The sequence below is a fragment of the Serinicoccus sp. CNJ-927 genome, assembly GCF_001942435.1.
In the GTDB taxonomy this organism is placed as follows: domain Bacteria; phylum Actinomycetota; class Actinomycetes; order Actinomycetales; family Dermatophilaceae; genus Ornithinicoccus; species Ornithinicoccus marinus.
Genome location: NZ_MKKF01000006.1, coordinates 21,646 through 46,208, shown reverse-complemented (window position 1 = coordinate 46,208; position 24,563 = coordinate 21,646). Strand labels below are relative to the sequence as shown.

21 protein-coding genes and 1 pseudogene are annotated in these 24,563 nt (G+C 72.6%); 20 read left to right on the top strand and 2 right to left on the bottom strand.

Translation table 11 applies throughout. From position 1 onward, the window contains the following. Together BJF86_RS02590 and BJF86_RS17815 are read right to left on the bottom strand one after the other, a co-directional pair. On the bottom strand, nt 1-324 hold the full coding sequence (locus BJF86_RS02590) for a hypothetical protein (RefSeq protein ID WP_075811078.1): 324 nt from the start codon (nt 322-324) through the stop codon (nt 1-3). Continuing rightward, complete coding sequence (locus tag BJF86_RS17815) at nt 300-473, bottom strand: hypothetical protein (protein ID WP_158068355.1); 174 nt, start codon at nt 471-473, stop codon at nt 300-302. Before BJF86_RS17815 ends, BJF86_RS02590 begins: the two co-directional genes overlap by 25 nt. Before the next feature lie 128 nt (nt 474-601). On the opposite strand from BJF86_RS17815, the gene efp reads away from it, so the two are divergent. The 20 genes and pseudogenes from efp (at nt 602) to BJF86_RS02490 (ending at nt 24,561) form a co-directional block, all read left to right on the top strand. Then, nucleotides 602-1,162 (top strand): elongation factor P, encoded by a 561-nt coding sequence (gene efp / locus BJF86_RS02585; RefSeq protein WP_022924108.1) that lies wholly within the window; start codon nt 602-604, stop codon nt 1,160-1,162. A 3-nt stretch (nt 1,163-1,165) separates the two neighbouring features. Further along, complete coding sequence (nusB, locus tag BJF86_RS02580; protein WP_022924107.1) at nt 1,166-1,579, top strand: transcription antitermination factor NusB; 414 nt, start codon at nt 1,166-1,168, stop codon at nt 1,577-1,579. 201 nt (nt 1,580-1,780) lie between these two features. Further along, the gene (gene pyrR, locus BJF86_RS02575) at nt 1,781-2,368 is read left to right on the top strand and encodes a bifunctional pyr operon transcriptional regulator/uracil phosphoribosyltransferase PyrR (protein ID WP_075811077.1); all 588 of its coding nucleotides are present in this window, start codon (nt 1,781-1,783) and stop codon (nt 2,366-2,368) included. Further along, nucleotides 2,365-3,303 (top strand): aspartate carbamoyltransferase catalytic subunit, encoded by a 939-nt coding sequence (locus tag BJF86_RS02570; RefSeq protein ID WP_075811076.1) that lies wholly within the window; start codon nt 2,365-2,367, stop codon nt 3,301-3,303. Before pyrR ends, BJF86_RS02570 begins: the two co-directional genes overlap by 4 nt. Then, a complete protein-coding gene (locus tag BJF86_RS02565; RefSeq protein WP_075811075.1) occupies nt 3,300-4,634 on the top strand; it encodes a dihydroorotase in 1,335 nt (444 codons plus the stop codon). Before BJF86_RS02570 ends, BJF86_RS02565 begins: the two co-directional genes overlap by 4 nt. Then, nucleotides 4,631-5,788, top strand: a complete 1,158-nt coding sequence (carA, locus tag BJF86_RS02560) for a glutamine-hydrolyzing carbamoyl-phosphate synthase small subunit (protein WP_075816845.1) — start codon at nt 4,631-4,633, stop codon at nt 5,786-5,788. The genes BJF86_RS02565 and carA overlap by 4 nt, the downstream gene beginning before the upstream one ends. A gap of 4 nt (nt 5,789-5,792) precedes the next feature. Then, nucleotides 5,793-9,189: pseudogene (carB, locus tag BJF86_RS02555) on the top strand (carbamoyl-phosphate synthase large subunit). 10 nt (nt 9,190-9,199) lie between these two features. After that, nucleotides 9,200-10,012, top strand: coding sequence for a hypothetical protein (locus tag BJF86_RS02550; protein ID WP_158068354.1), 813 nt, complete (start codon nt 9,200-9,202; stop codon nt 10,010-10,012). Next, nucleotides 9,999-10,817 carry a hypothetical protein gene (locus BJF86_RS02545; RefSeq protein ID WP_075816843.1) on the top strand — a complete coding sequence of 273 codons (819 nt, stop codon included), beginning with the start codon at nt 9,999-10,001 and terminating at the stop codon, nt 10,815-10,817. Before BJF86_RS02550 ends, BJF86_RS02545 begins: the two co-directional genes overlap by 14 nt. Continuing rightward, on the top strand, nt 10,814-11,686 hold the full coding sequence (pyrF, locus tag BJF86_RS02540) for an orotidine-5'-phosphate decarboxylase (RefSeq protein ID WP_075816842.1): 873 nt from the start codon (nt 10,814-10,816) through the stop codon (nt 11,684-11,686). The genes BJF86_RS02545 and pyrF overlap by 4 nt, the downstream gene beginning before the upstream one ends. 125 nt (nt 11,687-11,811) lie before the next feature. Beyond that, entirely contained in the window at nt 11,812-12,129 is a 318-nt protein-coding gene (mihF, locus tag BJF86_RS02535) for an integration host factor, actinobacterial type (RefSeq protein WP_010148593.1), read from the top strand. A 62-nt stretch (nt 12,130-12,191) separates the two neighbouring features. After that, nucleotides 12,192-12,794, top strand: a complete 603-nt coding sequence (gene gmk / locus BJF86_RS02530) for a guanylate kinase (RefSeq protein ID WP_075816841.1) — start codon at nt 12,192-12,194, stop codon at nt 12,792-12,794. Further along, a complete protein-coding gene (gene rpoZ / locus BJF86_RS02525; protein ID WP_022924097.1) occupies nt 12,791-13,060 on the top strand; it encodes a DNA-directed RNA polymerase subunit omega in 270 nt (89 codons plus the stop codon). Before gmk ends, rpoZ begins: the two co-directional genes overlap by 4 nt. A 29-nt stretch (nt 13,061-13,089) precedes the next feature. Then, nucleotides 13,090-14,340 (top strand): bifunctional phosphopantothenoylcysteine decarboxylase/phosphopantothenate--cysteine ligase CoaBC, encoded by a 1,251-nt coding sequence (coaBC, locus tag BJF86_RS02520; protein WP_075816840.1) that lies wholly within the window; start codon nt 13,090-13,092, stop codon nt 14,338-14,340. 85 nt (nt 14,341-14,425) lie between these two features. After that, entirely contained in the window at nt 14,426-15,640 is a 1,215-nt protein-coding gene (metK, locus tag BJF86_RS02515) for a methionine adenosyltransferase (protein ID WP_075816839.1), read from the top strand. Between the two features lie 23 nt (nt 15,641-15,663). Beyond that, nucleotides 15,664-17,799 (top strand): primosome assembly protein PriA, encoded by a 2,136-nt coding sequence (locus tag BJF86_RS02510; RefSeq protein WP_158068353.1) that lies wholly within the window; start codon nt 15,664-15,666, stop codon nt 17,797-17,799. A 252-nt stretch (nt 17,800-18,051) separates the two neighbouring features. Further along, on the top strand, nt 18,052-19,893 hold the full coding sequence (locus BJF86_RS02505) for an ABC transporter substrate-binding protein (protein ID WP_075816838.1): 1,842 nt from the start codon (nt 18,052-18,054) through the stop codon (nt 19,891-19,893). Between the two features lie 240 nt (nt 19,894-20,133). Continuing rightward, nucleotides 20,134-21,666, top strand: coding sequence for an ABC transporter permease (locus tag BJF86_RS02500; protein ID WP_075816837.1), 1,533 nt, complete (start codon nt 20,134-20,136; stop codon nt 21,664-21,666). Between the two features lie 58 nt (nt 21,667-21,724). Next, nucleotides 21,725-22,720, top strand: coding sequence for an ABC transporter permease (locus BJF86_RS02495; RefSeq protein ID WP_075816836.1), 996 nt, complete (start codon nt 21,725-21,727; stop codon nt 22,718-22,720). Next, nucleotides 22,720-24,561, top strand: a complete 1,842-nt coding sequence (locus tag BJF86_RS02490) for an ABC transporter ATP-binding protein (RefSeq protein ID WP_075816835.1) — start codon at nt 22,720-22,722, stop codon at nt 24,559-24,561. The genes BJF86_RS02495 and BJF86_RS02490 overlap by 1 nt, the downstream gene beginning before the upstream one ends. The last annotated feature ends 2 nt before the right edge of the window (nt 24,562-24,563 follow it).

Sequence of the window (24,563 nt, the reverse complement as noted above, 5' to 3'; positions counted from 1 at the left end):
TCAGCGCCGCGCGGTCGCCGACGGCTCGGCGGAGCCGCCGTGCGGAGCCGCGGCCATGATGCTGCGCAGCTGCTCGACCTGGGCGGTCGAGGGCAGCCCCCAGTCGGGGGAGTCGTAGCCGACCTGCTGCCACAGCGGTGTCGAGGCCCGGTGGCCGAGCAGGATCTCCACCATGTCGCCGGTGATGAGGGCCGGGTGCACGACGCCACAGGCCTCCGCCAGCTTGAGCATCTCGCGCCGCCAGGAGCGCAGGTAGTTGGCCGCCCGGGCCGACGTGAGGTCCGGGTCCAGCCCACGCGTCAGCCACCGGTTCTGCGCCGCCACCCCCGTGGGGCCATCTTCTCCAGGGCGTAGCGGGCGTGGCCGAGCACCGGGAAGCTGCGCAGGGTCGCGTGCTGGCGCTGGGTGAGGTCGCGGACCGCGACGGCGGCGAGGCCGGCAGCGGGGATCGCCAGGGCGGTGCTCGACTTCATACCGCTCACCGTGCCGTATGCCGGTCGCCCGGGCGGGGAGGCCGGTGCGGGGGAGCGTGGCCCCGGCCCGGGTAGACTCGACCGGGTTTGAGCACGCTAGACCGGCATACCGAAGGAAGACACACGACGTGGCAAGCACGAACGACCTGAAGAACGGCATGGTCCTGGACATGGACAACGGGCTGTGGCAGGTGCTGGAGTTCCAGCACGTCAAGCCCGGCAAGGGCCCCGCCTTCGTGCGGACCAAGCTCAAGAACGTCCTGACCAACAAGATCGTGGACAAGACCTTCAACGCCGGCACCAAGGTGGAGACGGCGACCGTCGACCGGTCGGACTACCAGTACCTCTACCACGACGGCACCGACTACATCTTCATGGACGAGAAGACCTACGAGCAGGTGCCGGTGAGCCCCGAGGCGATGGGCGACGCGGCCAACTACCTGCTGGAGAACAACCGGGCCATGATCGCCCAGCACGAGGGACGGGTGCTCTACGTCGAGCTGCCGCCGTCGGTCGTGCTGGAGATCACCCAGACCGACCCGGGCCTGCAGGGGGACCGCTCCACCGGCGGCACCAAGCCGGCGACCCTGGAGACCGGCGCCGAGATCCAGGTGCCGCTCTTCCTCGAGACCGGCACGAAGGTCAAGGTGGACACCCGCGACGGTTCCTACCTCGGCCGCGTGAACTGACCCGTGGCGGCACGCACCCGGGCCCGGAAGCGGGCCCTGGAGCTGCTGTTCGAGGCCGAGCAGCGCGGCGTCAACGTCGCTGAGCTGCTCGAGCAGCGGATCGAGGCCCCCACGACCCAGCACGCGCTGCCCGACTACACCGTCGAGGTCGTGCGCGGCGTCGTCAGCCGATGGGGCCAGATCGAGGAGGTCCTCGCGACCTGGTCCCAGGGCTGGAGCCTGGACCGGATGGCCGCGGTCGACCGCGCCGCGCTGCGCGTCGGCACCTGGGAGATCCTCTGGAACGACGAGGTCCCCGACATGGTGGCCGTCTCCGAGGCGGTCGAGCTGGTCCAGCGGATGAGCACCGACGAGTCCCCCGGCTTCGTCAACGGCCTCCTCGCCCGCATCTCCGAGGTCAAGCCCACCATCGTCTGACCGACCGCAGCGCGGTATGCCTTGACATCCCGGGCGTGACGGCGCCACCGGATCTCGCCTCGGTCGAGCGCGCGCTCGGCCGACGCAGACCGTGCGGCCGCTCGGGGGTGGGGAGAGCGGGGTGTCGTGGTTGTAGGGTGGTGCGCACCGACACGTCCTTTAACCACCGTCCTGTGAGGCGGGGAAGGAGAGTGGGCCCGCATGAGCCCTGCCCGTGACCGAGAGGCGGCCTCGCCGTCACCGACCCGGCCGCCCGATCACGAAGGACGTGAGGTCCTCGCCAGCGACGACATCCAGCGCGCCCTGACGCGGATCGCGCACGAGATCCTCGAGGGCAACAAGGGCCACGCCGACCTGGTCCTGCTCGGCATCCCGACCCGCGGCGTCCCGCTCGCGCAGCGGCTCGCCGAGGCCATCGCCGGCGTCGAGGGCGGCACGGTGCCGACCGGCTCGCTGGACATCACGATGTACCGCGACGACCTGCGCAGCCAGCCCACCCGTGCTCCCGAGCCGATGAGCGTCCCGGCCGGCGGCGTCGACGGCAAGGTGGTCGTCCTCGTCGACGACGTGCTCTACTCCGGCCGCACGGTGCGCGCCGCGCTCGACAGTCTCGCCGACCTGGGCCGCCCCAGCGCGGTCCGGCTGGCGGTCCTCGTCGACCGCGGCCACCGCGAGCTGCCGATCCGCGCGGACTACGTCGGCAAGAACCTGCCGACCTCGCGCACCGAGCGCGTGATGGTCCGGCTCACCGGCGCCGGTGACGAGGTCGAGGGGGTGTGGATCGCGTGAAGCACCTGCTCTCGATCGCCGACCTCGACCCGCAGGAGATCACCTCGATCCTCGACACCGCCGTGTCCATGCACGAGGTCCAGGACCGCCAGGTCAAGAAGCTGCCGACGCTGCGCGGCCGCACCATCATCAACTTCTTCTTCGAGGACTCCACCCGCACCCGCGCCTCCTTCGAGATCGCCGGCAAGTGGATGAGCGCCGACACCATCAACCTCACCGGCAAGGGCACCTCGGTCTCCAAGGGCGAGTCGCTGCGCGACACGGTGCTGACCATCGACGCGATGGGCGTCGACATGATGGTCATCCGGCACCCTGCGAGCGGTGCCCCGGCGCAGATCGCGGACTGGGTGGACTGCTCGATCGTCAACGCCGGCGACGGCACCCACGAGCACCCCAGCCAGGCGCTGCTCGACGCCTACACCCTGCGCCGCGCGCTCGGCGGGGACGACCTCGCCGGTCGGCACGTCGCGATCGTCGGCGACCTCACCCACTCCCGGGTGCTGCGCTCCAACCTGCTCTGCCTGCGGGCGCTGGGCGCGCACGTCACCCTGGTGGCACCGCCGACGCTCATGCCCAGCGGCGTCACCGGCTGGGCGGCCGCCGACGGCTTCGACGTCTCCTACGACCTCGACGAGGTCCTCCCGCAGGTGGACGCGGTGATGATGCTGCGGGTGCAGCGCGAGCGGATGAGCGGGGGCTACTTCCCGACCGCCCGCGAGTATGCCGTCACCTACGGCCTCACGGCCCGGCGGCTCGGCCTGCTGCAGGACCACGCGGTCATCTGCCACCCGGGCCCGATGAACCGGGGCCTGGAGATCTCCGCGGACGCCGCCGACGCCGCGCGCTCGCTGGTGCTCGACCAGGTCAGCGCTGGCGTGGCCGTCCGCATGTCGATCCTCTACCACCTCCTCGCCGGGGAAGGAGACGCGCCGTGAGCACCACGCCGCCCCTGCTCATCACGGGTGCCGACATCGCGGGGGAGGGTGCCGCCGACGTGCTCGTCGTCGACGGCACGATCCGCGCCGTCGGCACCGACGCCGGCGCGGAGGCCCCTCAGGGCATCTCGCGCCTCTCCGCGGACGGACTCGTGCTGCTCCCCGGTCTCGTCGACCTGCACACCCACCTGCGCGAGCCGGGCCGCGAGGACGCCGAGACGGTCGAGACCGGCTCCCAGGCCGCGGCGCTCGGCGGCTTCACCGCGGTCCTGGCCATGGCCAACACCACCCCGGTCACCGACTCCGCCGAGGTCGCCGAGACCGTCCTCGACCTCGGCCGCCGCGCCGGGTATGTCGACGTCCAGCCGGTCGGTGCCGTCACCAAGTCCCTGGCGGGTGAGGAGCTCGCCGAGCTCGGGCTCATGGCCCGCTCCCGCGCCCGGGTCCGGGTGTTCTCCGACGACGGCCGCTGCGTCCACGACGCGCGCCTCATGCGCCGGGCGCTGGAGTACGTCAAGACCTTCGACGGGGTCGTCTCGCAGCACGCGCAGGACCCGCGCCTGGCGGACGGCTCGGCATGCTGCCACGAGGGGGAGCTGTCCGGGCGGCTGGGGCTGCCGGGCTGGCCCGCCGTGGCCGAGGAGACGATCGTGGCGCGCGACGTCATGCTCGCGCGGCACACCGGCTCCCGGGTGCACGTCGCGCACGTCTCCACCGCCGGCAGCGTCGAGGTCGTCCGCTGGGCCAAGGCCCAGGGGATCGCGGTCACCGCGGAGGTGACCCCGCACCACCTCATGCTCACCGAGGCCGAGCTGGGGGGCTACGACCCGACCTACAAGGTCAACCCGCCGCTGCGCCCGGCCGAGGACACGCTGGCCCTGCGCGAGGCGCTGGCCGACGGCACGATCGACGCGGTCGCCACCGACCACGCCCCGCACGTCCGCCAGGACAAGGAGCACGCCTTCGCCGACGCCGCCTTCGGGATGCTCGGGCTGGAGACCGCGCTGCCGGTGGTGTCGACGATCATGGTCGCCGAGGGCCGGATGACCTGGGCCGATGTCGCCCGCAGCATGTCGAGCGCCCCGGCGCGGATCGCCCGCCTCGCGCACCACGGCCAGGGGGTCGTGGCGGGTGCCCCGGCGAACCTCACCCTGGTCGACCCGACCCGCACCCAGACCGTGGACCGCGCCCGCTCCCGCTCGCTGTCCCGCAACAACCCCTGGCACGGCCGCGAGCTGACCGGCGCCGTCCACCTGACGATGCTCCGGGGCCAGGTGACGGCGCGCGAGGGGCTCGTCTGGGGAGCCGACCACGAGGAGAGCCACCGGTGACCACGACGACTCACGAGGCCGCCGTCCTCGTCCTCGAGGACGGCCGCACCTTTCGAGGCGAGGCCTACGGCGCCCGCGGTCGCACCGTCGGTGAGGCGGTCTTCTGCACCGGCATGACCGGCTACCAGGAGACCCTCACCGACCCGTCCTACCACCGCCAGGTCGTCGTCATGACCGCGCCGCACATCGGCAACACCGGGGTCAACCAGGCCGACATGGAGAGCCAGCGGATCTGGGTCGCCGGGTATGTCGTCCGCGACCCCGCGATCCGCCCCTCCAACTGGCGCTCGCAGGGCGACCTCGGCGAGGCGCTCGAGCACGCCGGGGTGGTGGGGATCAGCGGTGTGGACACCCGCGCGCTCACGCTCCACCTGCGCGACCGCGGCGCGATGCGGGTCGGGATCTTCTCCGGCGAGGCCGCGCGCGCCTCGCACGAAGAGCTGCTGCGCACCGTCACCGAGACCCCGCGCATGGCCGGCTCGGCGCTGGCCGCCGAGGTCTCCACGCAGGAGGCGTATGTCGTGTCCCCGCCGGAGGGCACCCCCACCCGCTTCCGGGTGGCGGCGCTCGACCTCGGCATCAAGGGGATGACCCCGGCGCTCATGGCGCGCCGCGGCATCGAGGTGCACGTGCTGCCCAGCCGCACCACCAGCGAGGAGCTGCTGGCCCTCGAGCCGGACGGCGTCTTCTTCTCCAACGGCCCGGGCGACCCGGCGACCGCCGAGCACGAGGTGGCGCTGCTGCGCGAGGTGCTCGACCGGCGCATCCCGTTCTTCGGCATCTGCTTCGGCAACCAGCTGCTCGGCCGCGCGCTGGGGCTGGACACCTACAAGCTGGCCTTCGGCCACCGCGGCATCAACCAGCCGGTGCTGGACCGCACCACCGGCAGGGTCGAGGTCACCAGCCACAACCACGGCTTCGCGATCGCCTGGCCCGACGGCATACCGACCGACCAGCCCGTGGACACCGCCTACGGCGCCGTCCGCTGCGACCACGTCGCCCTCAACGACGACGTGGTCGAGGGCCTGGCGTGCGTCGACGTGCCCGCCTTCAGCGTGCAGTACCACCCCGAGGCCGCGGCCGGCCCGCACGACGCGGAATACCTCTTCGACCGCTTCGTCGACCTCCTGCAGACCTCGACCAAGGAGTCCTGAGCCAGTGCCCAAGCGCGACGACATCAGCAGCGTCCTCGTCATCGGGTCCGGCCCGATCGTCATCGGGCAGGCCGCCGAGTTCGACTACTCCGGCACCCAGGCGTGCCGGGTGCTCCGCGAGGAGGGCATCCGGGTCGTCCTGGTCAACTCCAACCCGGCGACGATCATGACCGACCCGGGGGTCGCCGACGCGACCTACGTCGAGCCGATCACCCCCGAGATCGTGGAGTCGATCATCGAGCGGGAGCGGCCGGACGCCGTGCTGGCCACCCTCGGCGGGCAGACGGCGCTCAACACCGCTATCGCCCTGCACGAGTCGGGGGCGCTGGAGCGCTTGGGCGCCCCGCTCATCGGCGCCAACGTCGAGGCGATCCAGCTGGGCGAGGACCGGCAGGCCTTCAAGGGCGTCGTCGAGCGCTGCGGCGCCGAGTCGGCCCGCTCGGCGATCTGCCACACGATGGAGGAGGTGCTCGCGGCCGCCGACGAGCTGGGCTACCCCGTCGTGGTCCGTCCCTCCTTCACCATGGGCGGCCTGGGCTCCGGCTTCGCCTTCGACGAGGCCAGCCTGCGCCGCATCGCGGGGGCGGGGCTGCAGGACAGCCCGACGACCGAGGTGCTGCTCGAGGAGTCGATCCTGGGGTGGAAGGAGTACGAGCTCGAGGTCATGCGCGACCGCGCGGACAACGTCGTGGTCGTCTGCTCGATCGAGAACCTCGACCCGATGGGTGTGCACACCGGCGACTCGATCACGGTCGCCCCGGCGATGACCCTGACCGACCGGGAGTACCAGCGGCTGCGCGACATCGGCATCGCCGTCATCCGCGAGGTGGGGGTCGACACCGGCGGCTGCAACATCCAGTTCGCGGTCAACCCCGCCGACGGGCGGATCATCGTCATCGAGATGAACCCGCGGGTGTCGCGCTCCTCGGCCCTGGCGTCCAAGGCGACGGGCTTCCCGATCGCCAAGATCGCCGCGAAGATGGCGCTGGGCTACACCCTCGACGAGGTGCCCAACGACATCACCACCCCCCGGGGGCTCCGCCCCCCGGGCACCCCCCGGTCCGCCTTCGGCATGGTGGTTTCTACTCGGCTGCGTTCGAGCCGAGCCTGGACTACGTCGTCGTCAAGGTCCCGCGCTTCGCCTTCGAGAAGTTCCCGCTCGCGGACCCGACGCTGACGACCACGATGAAGTCCGTCGGCGAGGCGATGTCCCTGGGCCGCAACTTCACCGAGGCGCTGCAGAAGGCGCTGCGCTCGACCGAGGCCGCGCACACCAGCTTCCACTGGCGCGAGGACGAGGCGCCGACGCCGGAGATGGCCCGGGCGCTGCTGGACCAGGCCCGCACCCCGACCGACGGCCGCCTGGTGCTGGTCCAGCAGGCGATGCGGGGCGGTGCGAGCGTCGAGGAGGCGCACGAGGCGACCGGCATCGACCCGTGGTTCCTCGACCAGATCGCCGTGATCAACGAGATCGCCGAGCGGGTCCGCGCGGCGGCGCGCACCAGCTCCGGTGGCCGCCTGACCCCGGAGCTGCTCCGGCTCGCCAAGCGGCACGGCTTCTCCGACCCACAGCTGGCCCAGCTCACCGGTCTCAAGGAGGCCGTGGTCCGCGGGGTGCGGCACGCGCTCGGCGTGCGCCCCGTCTACAAGACCGTGGACACCTGCGCCGGCGAGTTCGCCGCGCAGACGCCCTACCACTACTCCTCCTACGACGAGGAGACCGAGGTCCGGCCGCGCGAGCGGCCCGCGGTCCTCATCCTCGGGTCGGGGCCCAACCGCATCGGCCAGGGCATCGAGTTCGACTACTCCTGCGTGCACGCCTCGATCACGCTGCGCGAGCACGGCTTCGACACGGTCATGGTCAACTGCAACCCGGAGACGGTCTCGACCGACTACGACACCTCGAGCCGGCTCTACTTCGAGCCGCTCACGCTGGAGGACGTCCTGGAGGTGGTGCACGCCGAGCGCGCGGCCGGTCCGGTCGCCGGGGTCGTGGTCCAGCTCGGGGGCCAGACCCCGCTCGGGCTGGCGGCCGCGCTCAAGGCCGAGGGGGTCCCGATCGTCGGCACCCCGCCCGAGGCGATCCACCTCGCCGAGGACCGCGGCGCCTTCGGCCGGGTGCTGGCCGAGACCGGCCTCACCGCGCCCCGGCACGGCACGGCATACACCGTGGACGACGCGCTCGCCGTCGCCCGGGAGATCGGCTACCCCGTCCTGGTCCGGCCCTCCTACGTCCTCGGCGGACGCGGTATGCAGATCGTCTACGACGACGAGTCGCTCACCTCCTACGTCGGCCGGGCGACCGCGGCGACCGGGGAGGACGAGGCCCACCCGGTGCTCATCGACCGCTTCCTCGACACCGCGGTGGAGATCGACGTCGACGCGGTCTACGACGGCACCGAGCTCTACGTCGCGGCATCATGGAGCACATCGAGGAGGCCGGGATCCACTCCGGCGACTCGGCCTGCGTGCTGCCGCCGTTCACCCTGGGCCGCTCCGAGCTGGACGCGGTGCGCGAGGCGACCCGCTCCCTGGCCGAGGCCATCGGCGTGCGGGGCCTCATCAACGTGCAGTTCGCGCTGGCCCAGGACGTGCTCTACGTGCTCGAGGCCAACCCCCGGGCCAGCCGCACCGTCCCCTTCGTCGCCAAGGCGACCGGCGTGCCGCTGGCGCAGGCCGCGGCCCGGGTGATGCTGGGCACGACGATCCAGCAGCTGCGCGACGAGGGCGTGCTGCCCCAGGGCGTCGACGGCGGCTCGCTGCCCGCCGACGCCCCCTTCTCGGTGAAGGAGGCGATCCTGCCGTTCCGCCGCTTCCGCACCCAGACCGGCGAGGCGATCGACTCCATCCTGGGGCCGGAGATGCGCTCCACCGGCGAGGTCATGGGGATCGACGCGGCCTTCGGGTCGGCCTTCGCCAAGAGCCAGCTGCGGGCCGGGTCGAGCCTGCCGACGCAGGGCACGGTCTTCGTCTCGGTGGCGAACCGGGACAAGCGCTCGATGATCTTCCCGGTCAAGCGGCTCGTGGACCTCGGCTTCTCGGTGCTCGCGACCGAGGGGACCGCGGACGTGCTGCGGCGCAACGGCATACCGGCCCAGGTCGTGCACAAGCACAGCGAGGGCCGCGCCGACGGCACGGTCCGGACGATCGTGGACCAGATCGCCGACGGCGAGGTGGACATGGTCATCAACACGCCCTCCGGCCGCGACGCGCGGGCCGACGGCTACGCGATCCGGGCGGCGACGACGTCGCTGGACCGCCCGATCATCACGACCGTCCAGCAGCTCGCGGTCGCGGTGCTCGGCATCGAGGCGATGCGCGCGGGCCCCCTCGGTGTGGCGCCGCTGCAGGAGCACGCGCGGGCGCTGGACCTGTATGCCCGCGCGTCCGGCGGGCGCTGAGGACGCGGGCATGACCGCTCCCGGTCGATCCGGCCACCGCTCTGCGGCGGTGCTGGAGGCCGTGGCGACGCTGACCCGTGCGTCCGGCGCCTACGACGTCGTCAGCCTGGCGGTGCCACCGGACCCGGCGTGGGAGCGCTGCCGGCCGGGGCAGTTCGTCGTGGTCCCGGGTGAGCTCAGCCGTGGCGAGCCGCTGCCGACGCTGCTGTGGGTCGCCGGGGTGTCGGTGGACCCGGTGCACGGGACGACCGTCGACGTGGTGCTGGCGGCCTCCGACGGGCAGCGCCTTCGCGAGGGGCGTGCGCAGCGTCTGCTGGGTCCGCTGGGCCGGGGTTTCGGTCTGCCGGCGCAGCCGGTGCCGGTCCTCGTCGCCGGGCACGAGGCGGGGAGCGTCCCGCTGCGCTGGCTGGTGGCGCTGCTGCGGGAGCGGGGGTGCGAGGTGCACCTCGTGCTCTCCGCCGACGACCCGGACCGTCACCTGGAGGTCGGGCCGCTGCGCCGGCAGGCGAGCACCGTGATGCTCACCGAGGGCGACCGGTTCGCGACGACCGTCGGCGGGCGGCTGGACGAGCTGGACGGCGTCGGGGTCGTCTACGCCACCGGCTCGCGGGACCAGGTCCGGGACGTCGCGGCGGCGGCCCGGGACCGGGGGAGGGCCTCCCGGGTGGCCGCGCTGGACCTGCAGGAGCCGGTCCTGTGCGGGACGGGTCTGTGCGGGCAGTGCGACCTGCGGGTCGTCGTCGACGGCCAGACGCGGCGGCTGCGCCCCTGCCTCGAGGGGCCGGTCCTCCCCGGGGAGTGGGTGGCCGATGCGGCGCGGTGAGGCTGCGTCCCTGCCCCGGGTGCTCGTCACCCCCGGTGCCGTGGACGACGCCCGGGGTCTGATCCGCTTCGGGCCCCTGGAGCGCGTCCTCGTGCCCGTCGGGCCGGTGGTCGCCGAGCCGGAGCACGACGGGCCGGCGCTCGTGCACGGCCACGGCCCCGGGGGGCTGGAGCACGGGTCGGTCCCGGGGATCACCCTGCTCACGGCGGTGGACCGGCTGCGGTGGTGCGCCACCCGCGGGCTGCGGGCCGTGGTCGCGGTCCGCGGCAGCGGGACCGGAGAGGCCGCGGCCCTGGCCGGGCGGTTGTGCCGCGGGCTGGAGGGTGACAGCGTCGGCGCGGTCGAGGTCGACCTGCGGGGTGCCGACGACCAGCACGCGCTGCGGGTCATGGCCCGGCTGCGCGAGGAGACCCCGCGCGACCTGCTGCTCCTCGCCCGGCTCTCCGCGCTGCAGCCCGACCTCGTGGGCGTCGCCCGTGGCGCCGTGGCCGGCGGCGCCGGCGCCGTGGTCGTGTGCGGGTCGATCGCGCTGGGCGAGGGGCGCTGGTGGTCCGGGCCCTCGACCGGTGCCGTGTGCCGTGCCGGCGTCCGCGCCTTGACCGCCGCGGCGCAGGAGCAGCGCTGGCCCGCGGTCCCCCTCGTCGCCGCAGGGGGCGTCCACGACCTCGACAGCGCCCGCCGCGCCCTGGCCGCCGGAGCGGTGGCGGTGCAGCTCGGCACCGCGCTGTGGGCCGACCCGACCCTGCTCGACACCCTCACCCGCCGCCTCGACCAACCACCCGACCGCACGGAGGAGCTCCCATGACCGACGACCCGACCTCGCCCGGCCCAGGGAGCCACGCCGCCCCGCAGCGCTTCGGGCTCCGGCTCACCGAGGCCCTCGGCCGGCATGGGCCGGTGTGCGTCGGGCTGGACCCGCACCGGGAGCTGATGCAGGACTGGGGCCTGCCGGACACCGCCGCGGGGGTCGCCGAGTTCTGCAGCGTCGTCCTGGACGCCGCTGCAGGGCGCTGTGCGGCGGTCAAGCCGCAGTCGGCCTTCTTCGAGCGGCACGGCGCCGCGGGGGTGGCGGTCCTCGAGGACGTCCTGCGCGGCTGCCGCGACCGGGGTCTGCTGACGGTGCTCGACGTCAAGCGCGGTGACATCGGCTCCACGATGGCGGGGTATGCGCAGGCATACCTCGACGACGACGCCCCGCTCGCCGCCGACGCGGTCACGCTGAGTCCCTACCTCGGCTACGGCGCGCTGCGCCCGGCCCTGGACCTCGCGCGATCCACGGGGCGCGGTGTCTTCGTGCTCGTGCGCACGTCCAACCCCGAGGGCGGGCAGGTCCAGTCGGCGGGCCGCCCGAGCGTGGCCCAGCAGCTCCTGCAGGAGGTCGGCGCGGACAATGCCGGGCAGGCACCCTGCGGCGACGTCGGGGTGGTGGTGGGGGCCACGCTGGACCCGGCCGCGGAGGGGCTGGACCTCGCGGGGTCGCTCGCCCCGGTGCTCGCGCCCGGCGTGGGGGCGCAGGGCGCCGACGAGCACGACGTCGTGCGCGCCTTCGGCGGTGCCGCAGGTCGCGTCCTCGTGCCGGTGTCGCGGGGTGTCCTGCGCGAAGGCCCCGAGGGCGTGGCGAGCGCGCTGGAGCGCTGGACGCGGCGTCTCGCCGGGGCGCTCGGCGACGGCTGACCCCCGACCGCCGCAGGTCAGCGGGGTCGCGCGGCGACACCGGGGTTGGCACGGGACGGAGAGGGTCGCTATGTTCGACGGCACCAGGGTTGCCCCCTGGCACTGGACGATCAAGGAGTAGGACCGTGGCCCTTCCCGAGCTGACGCCGGAGCAGCGCGCCGACGCCCTCGCCAAGGCGGCCGCCGCCCGCCGCGAGCGCGCAGCCGTCAAGAACCGCCTGAAGAACTCCCAGGGGTCCCTCAAGGACGTCATCGCCGAAGGCAAGGAGAACGACGTCATCGGCAAGATGAAGGTCTCCGCGCTCCTGGAGTCGATGCCCGGGGTGGGCCGGGTCCGGGCGCGCCAGCTCATGGAGGAGATCGGGATCTCCGAGAGCCGCCGGGTGCGCGGGCTGGGTGCCAACCAGGTGCACCACCTGCTCGACCACTTCAGCGACCGCTGAGCGCCGGGGAGACCGGCGGCGCGCCGCAGGGCCGCGACGCCGACGGCGCCCCGCGCCGCCTGGTGGTGCTGGCCGGCCCGACCGCGGTCGGGAAGGGGACCGTGGCGGCCTACGTGCGCGAGCACCATCCGGACGTGTGGCTCTCGGTGTCCGCGACCACCCGGCCGCCGCGCCCGGCGGAGCGGGAGGGGGAGCACTACTTCTTCGTCGACGACGAGGAGTTCGACCGGCTGGACCGGGAGGGCCAGCTGCTGGAGTGGGCCACGGTGCACGGCCGCGCCCGCTACGGCACCCCGCGCGGGCCGGTCGAGCGCTCCCTGGAGGAGGGTCGTCCCACGATGCTGGAGATCGACCTGCAGGGTGCCCGGCAGGTGCGGGAGGCGATGCCGGAGGCGCTCTTCGTCTTCCTCGCGCCACCCAGCTGGGAGGAGCTCGTGCAGCGCCTCGTCGGCCGGGGCACCGAGACCGAGGCCGAGCGGACGCGGCGGCTGCAGACCGCACGCACCGAGCTGGTGGCCGCGCAGGAGTTCGACGTGACCATCGTCAACGACGATGTCGCCCGGGCGGCCGAGGAACTCGTATCATTGATGGCCGACCCCCCTGCGCAGACCGCAGCCCCGACCCCTGAACAGACCCGAACGAACGAAGGACTGAGAGCACCGTGAGCGGAACCGGCACCATCGCCCACCCCGACGGCATCACCAACCCCCCGATCGACAGCCTGCTGCAGCGCGCCGACAGCAAGTACGCCCTGGTGATCTACGCCGCCAAGCGGGCGCGCCAGATCAACGCCTACTACTCCCAGCTCAGCGAGGGCCTGCTCGAGTACGTCGGCCCGCTGGTCGAGGCGGACGCCACCGACAAGCCGCTGTCGATCGCGCTGCACGAGATCGACCAGGGCAAGCTGCACACCAGCTCGCCCGAGAGCTGACACCCACAGGGCACGGAGGGCACACCGGTATGCGCGTGGTGCTCGGCGTCTCCGGAGGGATCGCGGCCTACAAGGCGTGCTCCGTCCTGCGGCTGCTGACCGAGGCCGGGCACGAGGTCACCGTCCTGCCCACCGCCGCCGCGCTGCGCTTCGTCGGCGCACCCACCTGGGAGGCCCTCAGCGGACGTCCCGTGTCCAGCGAGGTCTGGGAGGACGTCCCGCTCGTCCCGCACGTCCGGCTGGGCCAGGAGGCCGACCTCGTGCTCGTCGCCCCGGCGACCGCCGACCTGCTGGCCCGCGCCGCCCACGGCCTGGCCGACGACCTGCTCACCTCGACGCTGCTCACCGCCCGCTGCCCGGTCGTGCTGGCGCCGGCCATGCATACCGAGATGTGGACGCACCCGGCGACCGGGGCCAACGTCGCCCTCCTGCGCGAGCGCGGTGTGCACGTGGTCGAGCCGGCCTCGGGGCGGCTGACCGGGGCGGACACCGGCCCGGGCCGGCTGCCCGACCCGGAGGAGATCGTGGCCGCCGCGCTGGCGGCCGTGACGCCGGCCGCGACCGGTGACGACGCCGGCCGCAGCGCCGCCGGCGACCTGGCCGGGCGGCACGTCGTCGTCACTGCCGGGGGCACCCGCGAGCCGCTGGACCCGGTCCGCTACCTCGGCAACCGGTCCTCCGGCAAGCAGGGGTATGCCGTCGCGGCCGAGGCGGCCCGGCGCGGAGCGCGGGTGAGCCTGGTCGGTGCCAACGTGAGCCTGGAGACGCCGGCGGGGTGCGACCTCGTGCCGGTGCAAACGGCGCTGGAGCTGCAGCGCGCCGTCGACCGCCTCGTCGACGGTGGCGGGGTGGACGCCGTGGTCATGGCGGCCGCCGTCGCGGACTTCCGCCCGGCGCACTACGCCGAGAGCAAGATCAAGAAGACCCACGGCGAGGGCGACGACAGCGCCCCCACGATCGAGCTGGTCCGCAACCCGGACATCCTGGCCGGTCTCGTCGAGCGCCGTGCGGGAGCCGCCTCGCCCTTCCTCGTGGGCTTCGCGGCCGAGACCGGGGACGGCACCGGCGACGTGCTCGCCCTGGCCCGCGCCAAGCTCGAGCGCAAGGGGTGCGACCTGCTCGTCGCCAACGAGGTGGGGGACGGCAGGACCTTCGGCCAGGACACCACCACGGCACACCTCCTGCGGCCGGGGACCGAGGAGGTCCGCACAGTCGGTCCGGGCGACAAGGCGCTGGTCGCAGCGGCCATCTGGGACCACGCGGTACCGCTGCTGCGCTGAGGCGGCAGCGGCTCCGGAGGTGTCGGTTCCGGACCGTAGACTCGCGCAGGTCAGTCAGCAGCCGCTGCCCCGAAGGAGCACCCCCATGACCCGCCTGTTCACCTCGGAGTCCGTCACCGAGGGACACCCGGACAAGATCTGCGACCAGATCAGCGACGCCATCCTGGACGACCTGCTCGCCCAGGACCCGCACTCCCGGGTGGCGGTCGAGACGATGGTGACGACCGGGCTGGTCCACGTCGCCGGCGAGGTGCGCACCCAGGGCTACTCCAACATCGCCCAGCTCGTCCGGCAGACGATCCTGGAGATCGGCTACGACAACTCCCACAAGGGCTTCGACGGACGCACCTGCGGGGTCGAGATCTCGATCGGCGACCAGTCCGTCGACATCGCGACCGGTGTCGACGACGCCGTCTCCAGCCGCGGGTCCGAGCAGGCCGACCCCTACGACCAGCAGGGCGCCGGCGACCAGGGGCTGATGTTCGGCTACGCCTGCGACGACACGCCCGAGCTCATGCCGCTGCCCGCCTTCCTGGCGCACCGGCTCGCCGAGCAGCTCGCCGCCGTCCGCCGCAGCGGTGAGCTGGACTACCTCCGGCCGGACGGCAAGACGCAGGTGACGATCGCCTACGACGGCGACCGCGCGGTGCGCCTCGACACCGTCGTGCTCTCCACGCAGCACGCCCACGGGATCGACCTGGAGGAGCAGCTGACGCCGGACATCCGGGAGCGGGTCATCACCCCCGTCCTCGACCAGGCTCACGATGCTGGTGTCGAGCTCAAGACCGACGGCTACCGCATGCTTGTCAACCCCACCGGCGTCTTCACCATCGGGGGTCCGATGGGCGACGCCGGGCTCACCGGGCGCAAGGTCATCGTCGACACCTACGGCGGCATGGCGCGGCACGGCGGCGGCGCCTTCTCCGGCAAGGACCCCTCCAAGGTCGACCGCAGCGCGGCCTACGCCATGCGCTGGGTCGCCAAGAACGTCGTCGCCGCCGGGCTCGCGCGCCGGTGCGAGATCCAGGTCGCCTACGCCATCGGCTACCCCCACCCGGTCGGTCTCTACGTCGAGACCTTCGGCACCGAGAGCGTTCCGGTGGACCACATCCAGGAGGCGGTGCGCAGCGTCTTCGACCTGCGGCCCGCCGCCCTCGTGGCGCAGCTCGACCTGCTGCGGCCGATCTACCGCCCCACCGCCGCCTACGGCCACTTCGGGCGGACCAGCGCCCCCGGCCTCGACGACGGCTTCACCTGGGAGCGGCTGGACCGGGTCGACGCCCTGCGCGCCGCGGTCTGAGCGTCGGGTCACCGGGGGTCGACATGGCCGAGCAGCTGGAGCTGGTCCCGGCGCCGGCGAGCCCGACCTCTACGCCGACCCCGACGCGACGGCGCGCACGAGGCCCGGCGGCGTCCGTGCCGCTGGCGCAGACCGACCCGGTGGCGACCGTGCTCGTCGAGACACCCCTGGCGCACCTCGACCGCCCGTTCGAGTATGCCGTCCCGGCCGAGCTCGACGAGGCGGCCCGGCCGGGGGTGAGGGTCCGGGTCCGCTTCGCCGGACGGGACCACGACGGCTTCCTGCTGACGCGTGAGGCTCACGCCGAGCACGAGGGCAGGTTGGCCCCGTTGCGCTCGGTCGTGAGCCCCGAGCCCGTGCTCACGCCGGCCGTGCTGGACGCCGCCCGGGAGGTCGCCGCCCACTACGGCGGGACGCTCTCCGACACGGTGCGGCTCGCCGTGCCGCCGCGGCACGCCCGGGCCGAGCGGGCGGTGCCACCGCGTCCCGGGCCTGGCGAGGCCGAGGACCACGGGGCCGGGCCGGACGTCGATCCCGTCGGTGACACCGCGATCGACCCTGCGTGGACGGCTTATCCCGCGGGGCCGGCCCTGCTGCGGCGGCTGCACGACGGGCAGGCACCCGCGGCGGCGTGGCTCGCGCTGCCCGGTCAGGGGCCGGGGGACGACTGGCCCGACGCGATCGCTGCCGCGGTCGCGGCGACGACCGCAGGGGGTCGTGGCGCGCTCGTCGTCGTGCCGGACCGCCGCGACGTGGAGCGCGTCATGGGGCCGGTGACCCGGGCGGTGGGGGAGGCCCACGTGGTCCGGCTCACCGCCGACCTGGGGCCCGAGGCCCGCTACACCGCCTTCCTCCGTGCCCTGCGCGGCCACGCCCGCGTGGTGGTCGGCACCCGCGCCAGCGGCTTCGCCCCGGTGCCGGACCTGGGGCTGGTGGTCTGCTGGGACGAGGCCGACGACCTGCACCAGGAGCCGCGGGCGCCCTATCCCCACGTCCGCGAGGTGCTCCGTCGGCGTGCACGGCGTGAGGGGGCCGCACTGCTCGTCGGCGGCTTCACCCGGAGCGTCGTCGTGCAGCAGTGGGTGGACGAGGGGGTGGTCGCACCGGTGGTCGCGGACACCGACCGCGTGCGCGGCGTCGCCCCCGCCGTCGTGGTGGCCGGGGAGGGTCACGAGGAGGAGCGCGACCCGGCGGCCCGGACGGCGCGGCTCCCGAGCGTCGCCTGGCGGGCGCTGCGCGCCGGCCTGGAGAGCGACCGGCCGGTGCTGGTGCAGGTGCCCCGCCAGGGGTATGTCCTCGGCCTGGCCTGCCAGGACTGCCGCACCCCGGTGCGCTGCGAGCGCTGCCAGGGGCCCGTCGGCGCGGGCGGTCCGGTCGCCGGCAGCCAGGGACCACCGGCCTGCCGGTGGTGCTCCACCGAGGTCCCCGTGGACCATGCGTGCACTGAGTGCGGCTCCCGGCGGCGGCGGGCCACCGGGATGGGGGAGCGCCGGACGGCCGAGGAGCTGGGGCGGGCCTTCCCCGGGACCCGGGTGGTGAGCTCGGGCGGGGAGCACGTCGTGGACGAGGTCGAGGGGGGTGCGACCCTCGTGGTCGCGACCCCCGGGGCCGAGCCCTGGGCCGAGACCGGTTATGCCGCCGCCGTCCTCCTCGACGGCTGGTCGCTGCTGGAGCGGGCCGACCTCGACGCGCCGGTGGAGGCGCTGCGTCGCTGGTGCGCCGCCGCCGCGCTCGTCCGCGCCCGTCCTCGGGCAGCGCCGGCGCGGCGCGGGCCGGCCGTCGTGCTCTGCGGGGTGCCTCCGCACGGCTCCCTGCCCGCCGTCGAGGCGCTGGTGCGCTGGGACCCGGCGTGGCTCGCCCTGCGCGAGCTCGGTGACCGCGCCACTCTCGGCCTGCCCCCGGCGACGCGTCAGGTCGAGGTGAGCGGCCCGGTCGGCGCGGTCGACCAGGCCGGGCGGGCGCTCGCCCGGGTCGGGCACCGGCTGCTGGGCACGGTGCCGCTCGACGGGGGCGACGGGGAGGGCCGCCGGGCCCGGGCCACCGTACGCGAGGGCGACGGGCACGACCTCGCGCAGGCGGTGCACACGGTGCGCGCCGAGCGCAGCGCCCGCAAGGCTCCGGAGGCGCTCCGCCTGGTCCTGGACGGGCACGCACAGTAGCCCTGACGGGCCCTGGCGACGGGTCGTCAGGACGCCCGTTCTGATTGACGTAGCGTCACCGCTACGGAAGTCTCAAAAGAGTAACGATCCCGTCACCGTGTGGGCACGACGGTGGCGTGGCAGGCACGCAGGTGTCTACGTTGTCCACGCAACCCCCGGCGCGTCGATGACACGCGCGCGGCGGACCAGGGCGGTCCGCCGGCGTGAGACGCCCATTCACTAGGAGGAACATTGAAGATCAGGCGCGCGACCATGGCCGTTGTGGCCGCTGGTGCCCTGGCTCTGGCTGGCTGCACGTCCGACTCCGGCTCCGGCGACACCGACAGCGGTGCCGAGGGCGGCGGCGAGGGCGACGGCTCGGAGGAGAGCGCAGGCTCCGGCGAGGAGTCCGAGGGTGACATGGGCGGCGAGGAGGGTTCCACCGCCAAGGCCGACCTGGGCGAGGTCACCACCAACGACGACACGGTGTCCTTCTCCAGCGGTGCCGAGGAGTACAACTCCTACAACGGCGACACCGCGGCCACCAACTCGACCTACAACGCGGTCGTCAACAACATGCTGCTGAGCAGCTTCTGGTACTGGGGCACCGACGGCACCGTCTACCCGAACGAGTGGTACGGCACCTACGAGCAGACCTCCGAGGACCCGCTCACCGTCGAGTACACCATCTCCGACGACGCGGTGTGGTCCGACGGCACCCCCATCACCGCCAACGACTACTTGCTGGAGTGGGCCTCCTCCAACCCCGAGGCGCTCGGTGGCGTCGACACCCTGGGCTTCGACCCAGTGTCCGACACCTTCGGCCGCTACGTGCCGGACCCCCCGGAGGCCGAGGTCGACGGCAAGACCTTCACCGTCGTCTACCCCGAGCCCTACCCGGACTGGGAGCTCGTCGTGAGCGACGCCTTCCCCTCGCACGTCGCGGCGGAGCAGGCGGGCATGGAGCCGGCCGAGCTGGCCCAGGCGATCCTGGACGGCGACGGCGAGACCGTGGCCGAGGTGTCCGAGTTCTGGAACACCGGCTGGAACTTCCCGAACTACCAGGTCGAGGACGAGGCGCTGGTGCCCTCGAGCGGGCCCTACACCCTCGAGGGTGCGGCCTGGGAGAGCGGCAACCAGCTCGCGCTGGTCCCCAACGAGTCGTTCTTCGGCCCGGCGCCGGCGACCGGCAATCTGGTCTACAAGTTCGCGGCCCCGGAGACCCACGTGCAGGCGCTGCAGAACGGTGACATCAACGTCATCGAGCCGCAGGCCACCGTCGACACGCTGCAGCAGCTCGAGGGCATGGGCGACTCCGTCGCGGTCGAGACGACGGCCGAGATGACGTGGGAGCACCTGGACTACAACTTCGCCGAGGACTCGGTCTTCAACGACGAGAACGGTGGTCTGGCGGCCCGTGAGGCGTTCGCCATGTGCGTCCCGCGGCAGAACATCGTCGACAACCTCATCGCGCCGATCAACCCGGACGCCCAGGTGATGAACCTCCGCGAGAAGTTCCCGTTCCAGGAGGACTACCAGGAGGTCGTGGACGCGGCCTACAGCGGTCAGTACGACGAGGTCGACATCGAGGGCGCCACCGCCAAGCTGGAGGAGGCCGGGGTCGAGACGCCGGTCGAGGTCCGGATCGGCTACTCCGCCCCGAACCAGCGCCGCACCGAGGAGGTGGCCCAGATCCAGGCCTCCTGCAACGAGGCGGGCTTCGAGATCGTCGACGCGGGCAACCAGGACTTCTTCGAGGCCGGCGGCACGCTGGAGCAGGGCGACTGGGAGGTCGCGCTCTTCGCCTGGGCCGGCTCGGGCCAGGTCGCGTCGGGCCAACCGATCTACTCCACCGACGGTGGGCAGAACTTCGGCGGCTTCTCCAACGAGGAGGTCGACGAGGCGTGGAACACCCTGGCAGGCTCCAACGACCCGGAGGTCCACATGGAGCAGATCAAGGTGATCGAGAAGCTGCTGTGGGACAACCTGTACGGCATCCCGCTGTTCGCCCACCCGGGTGTCGCGGGCTACGACAGCACCCTGGAGAACGTCCGGCCGACCTCGGTCCAGACCGGTGTCTCCTGGAACGCCGACCAGTGGGTGCGCGCCAGCTGACGCATCCCGGCTGAGCCGGCAGCGGGACTGGTCCCGCTGCCGGCTCGGCACCGGTGAACGGGGTGGGAGGGTCGACTCCCTCCCACCCCGTTCGTCGTCCGGCACCTCCCCACTCGGCGTGCTGCTCCGGCGGCGACACGCGCCGGGAGCGTCCGTGGTCAGCACCCCTGCCGAGGGGTTAGAGTCTGCGGGCAGTCCGTCACACCGCCGTGAACCGTTCTCACTGCAAAGGTCAGGCCCGTGCTCCAGTTCATCCTCCGCAGGATCGCGATCTCCGCGCTGATCATGTTCCTCGGCTCCGTGCTGATGTACGTCCTCACGATCAACTCGGGCGACCCGCTCGCGGACCTGCGCGAGTCGCGCGCCGAGAACCGCCAGCAGCTCATGGACGCCCGGTCTGAGAACATGGGGCTCAACGACCCGTGGTGGGAGCGCTACCTCGGCTGGTTCAGCGGGGTCAGCCGGTGCTTCGTGCTCCAGTGCGACCTCGGGATGACGCGGGACGGAGCAAGCGTCAACAACCTGCTGCTGTCCGCCGCGGGAGCGAGCCTGCGGCTGGTGACCATCGCGACCTTCCTCGCGATCTTCATCGGCGTCACTCTCGGTGTCCTCTCGGCCATCCGGCAGTACTCCGGCTTCGACTACGCGGTGACCTTCGCCGCCTTCCTCTTCTACTCGCTGCCGATCTTCTGGGCCGCGGTCCTCCTCAAGGAGGTCGGGGCGATCCGGTTCAACAACTGGATGGCCGACCCGGACGTGTCGACGGCCGCGATGGGCGTCGTCGCCTTCTTGTTCGCCCTCGCCGTGGCCTCGGTGCTCGGCGGCGACCTGCGGCGGCAACTCGTCACCGGGGCCGTGACCTTCGTCGTCGTCTTCGGGCTGGTCTTCGCCTTCGACCAGGTGAACTGGTGGGTCCAGCCCGCGCTCGGCCTGCCGCTGATCATCGTCGGCGCGTTCGCCGCCCTCGGTTTCATGCTCGTCATGACGGTCGGTCTGTCCAACCGCAAGGTCTTGTATGCCGGGCTGGTCACCATCGGGCTGGGGCTCGTGGGCTACTTCGTCACCGGGCCGATCCTCGAGGACCCGTCAGGCTGGCTGACGATCCTGCTGCTGGCTCTCGTGACGGTGGCGGTCGCCCTCGCCGTGGGCTGGGTCATGGGCGGCTACGAGCGGCGGACCGCGATGATCGTCAGCGTCGGGACCGCTCTCGCCATGGGCTTCCTCATCTTCATGGACCAGTTGCTGCGCGGCTGGGCCGGGTTCCTCGAGATGTCCGGTGACCGACAGATCAGCACCATCGGGGAGAACCGCTTCATCCCGGAGCGCTTCGACGGCACCTTCTGGGAAGGCATCTACAACTGGGGGGTCCAGCTGGTGCTTCCCACCATCGTGCTGACGCTGATCTCGATCGCCTCCTACAGCCGATACACCCGCGGTTCGATGTTGGAGACCATTAACCAGGACTACATCCGCACCGCCCGCTCCAAGGGGCTCTCGGACCGCGTGGTGTTCACCAAGCACGCGCTGCGCAACGCGCTCATCCCCATCACGACGATCGTCGCCTTCGACTTCGCCTCGCTGCTCGGCGGCGCCGTCGTCACCGAGTCCGTCTTCGGGTGGCGCGGGCTGGGCGCGATGTTCCGACAAGGGCTGCAGTTCGTCGACCCCAACCCGGTCATGGCCTACTACCTCGTGGCCGGCGGCGCGGCGGTGCTGATGAACATGTTCGCCGACATCGCCTACGCCTCGCTCGACCCGCGGATCCGTCGGTGAGCGTGACACCCACCCGCGACCGCCCCGCGACCCACCCGACAGAGCAGAGGACCACCCGATGAGCGACAGCCAGCGCCCGGACGACCCAGAGCCCACGCCGGCCGCGAGCCGGGTGGAGGAGGTCTACTCGGTCGAGAAGCAGATCGACCTCAGCCAGAAGTCCTACTCGCAGGGGCAGCTCGTCCGCCGCCGGTTCTTCCGGCACAAGGGCGCCATGGTCTCGCTCTTCGTCCTGGTCTTCATCACGCTCATGGCGTTCACCTCCATCGGCTACGGATGGATCCCGGCCTGGTGGGACAAGACGTTCTACGACGCCGGTGTCGCGGTGGACGGCGGCCGACCGACGCTGCAGCTCTGGCCGTTCCAGATCGGCGAGAACCCGTTCGGGCAGGACACCATCGGCAAGGACTACTTCGCGCTGACGATGCGGGGCACGCAGCGGACCCTGATCGTGGCCTTCACCGTCGGGCTGCTCTCCACCCTGGTCGGGACGATCATTGGGGCGCTGGCCGGCTTCTACCGCGGCTGGGTCGAGGCGATCCTCATGCGCGTCACCGACCTGTTCATCATCATCCCGCTGCTGGTCCTGGCCGCGGTGCTCGGCAAGATGGCCGGTGGGGGCATCTGGGCCCTCGCGCTGGTCCTCAGCCTGGTCTCGTGGACCGGCCTGGCCCGGCTGGTGCGGGGCGAGGTGCTCTCGCTGCGCGAGCGCGAGTTCGTGACCGCGGCGGAGGCGATCGGCACAGGCTCGGGCCGGGTAATCTTCAAGCACATCCTCCCCAACACCATCGGCACGATCATCGTCAGCGCCACCCTCACCATCGCCACGACCATCCTGCTGGAGTCCTCGTTGTCGTACCTCGGCTTCGGGGTCCGGCCACCGGACACCTCGCTGGGCCTGCTCATCTCGGACTACCAGAACGCCTTCCTCACCCGACCGTGGCTGTTCTGGTGGCCCGGCATCATGATCCTCGCGGTCGCGCTTTCGGTGAACTTCCTCGGTGATGGGCTGCGCGACGCCTTCGACCCCAGGCAGAACAGGACGGCCGACTGATGACGACGACCACGCAGAGCAACTCGGGGCAGCCGGTCTACACCGGCTCGGGCACGCCGACCGGCGACGAGGAGGTCGTGCTCGCTTTCGACGACGTCGACGTGCGCTTCCGCACCGAGTTCGGCAGCGTGCACGCCGTCAAGGGCGTGGACCTGCGGGTGCGGCCGGGCGAGGTCGTCGCCCTCGTCGGCGAGTCCGGCTCGGGCAAGTCGGTGACGTCGATGACCGCCATGCGCCTCTTGCCCCGCAACGCGACGATCGGGGGCCAGGTCAACGTGGCGGGGCGCGACGTGGGCGGGCTGACCGAGTCGACGATGCGCCGCCTGCGCGGCAACGACGTGGCCATGGTCTTCCAGGAGCCGATGACGGCGCTCAACCCGGTCCTCACCGTCGGCACCCAGATGGTGGAGTCCATGGAGCTGCACGGCGTCGCCCGCGGCGCCGTGGCCTGGAGCCGGGCCATCGAGCTCCTGGGCATGGTGGGCATCCCCGAGCCCGAGCGGCAGATGAAGAAGTACCCGCACGAGCTCTCCGGCGGTCAGCGGCAGCGCGTGGTCATCGCCATCGCGATCAGCTGCGACCCCAAGGTCATCATCGCCGACGAGCCGACCACGGCCCTGGACGTCACCGTGCAGGCCGACATCCTGGACCTGCTCCGCTCGCTCAAGGACAAGCTCAACACCGGCATCCTGCTCATCACGCACAACATGGGCGTGGTCGCCGACATGGCCGACCGCGTGGCGGTGATGTTCAAGGGCGAGATCGTCGAGCGCGGGACCGTGGAGGAGGTGCTGCTGCACCCCAACCACGACTACACCAAGATGCTCCTCGGGTCCGTCCCCCGGATGGGCGCCGGGCGCGGGCAGATGGGCATCAGCGTCAAAGAGGAGGTCGACGCCGAGGCACCGCTGGCGATCGAGCTGAAGAACCTCGTCATCGAGTACCAGCGGCTCGGCAAGGCGCCCTTCCGCGCCGTCGACGACGTCAGCTTCGACGTGCGGCAGGGTGAGATCGTCGGGCTGGTCGGGGAGTCCGGCTCGGGCAAGAGCACGATCGGCCGGTGCGCCCTGGGCCTCATCCCCGCCGCCTCCGGCGAGTTCAGGCTGCTCGGCCAGGACATCACCGGGATGAGGCGCAAGGACCTCAAGCCGCTGCGCCGGCGGATCGGTGTCATCTTCCAGGACCCGGCCGCCTCGCTGAACCCACGGCTGCCGATCGGCGAGTGCATCGCCGAGCCGCTGGTCGTGCACAAGGTCGGTGACCGCAAGTCCCGCGAGCAGCGGGTCTACGAGCTGCTCGACGCGGTGCACCTGCCGCGCGAGGTCTACAACCGCTACCCGCACGAGGTCTCCGGCGGCCAGCGGCAGCGCATCTCGGTGGCGCGCGCCCTGACCCTCGACCCGGAGCTGCTGGTGGCCGACGAGCCCACCTCCGCCCTCGACGTGTCGGTGCAGGCCCGGGTGCTCAAGATCTTCGCCGAGCTCCAGGAGCAGTTCGGCTTCGCCTGCCTGTTCATCAGCCACGACCTGGCGGTCATCGACCTGCTCGCCCACAAGGTGGTCGTGCTGCAGAACGGCAAGGTCGTCGAGGCCGGCCCGCGCGAGCAGATCATGGAGCATCCCACGCAGGAGTACACCCAGCGGCTCATCGCCGCCGCGCCGGTGCCCGACCCGGTGGAGCAGGGCCGTCGCCGGCGGGACCGGCACGAGCTGCTGCGCGAGCAGGGCGAGGAGATCGTCGAGCTCAACGTCGACGCCGAGGAGTTCCACCAGTCCTCCAGCGAGGCCGAGGTCGTGCAGGTGGACGAGGTCGGCGACGGCCGCGACCGGAAGCGTCGCTGAGC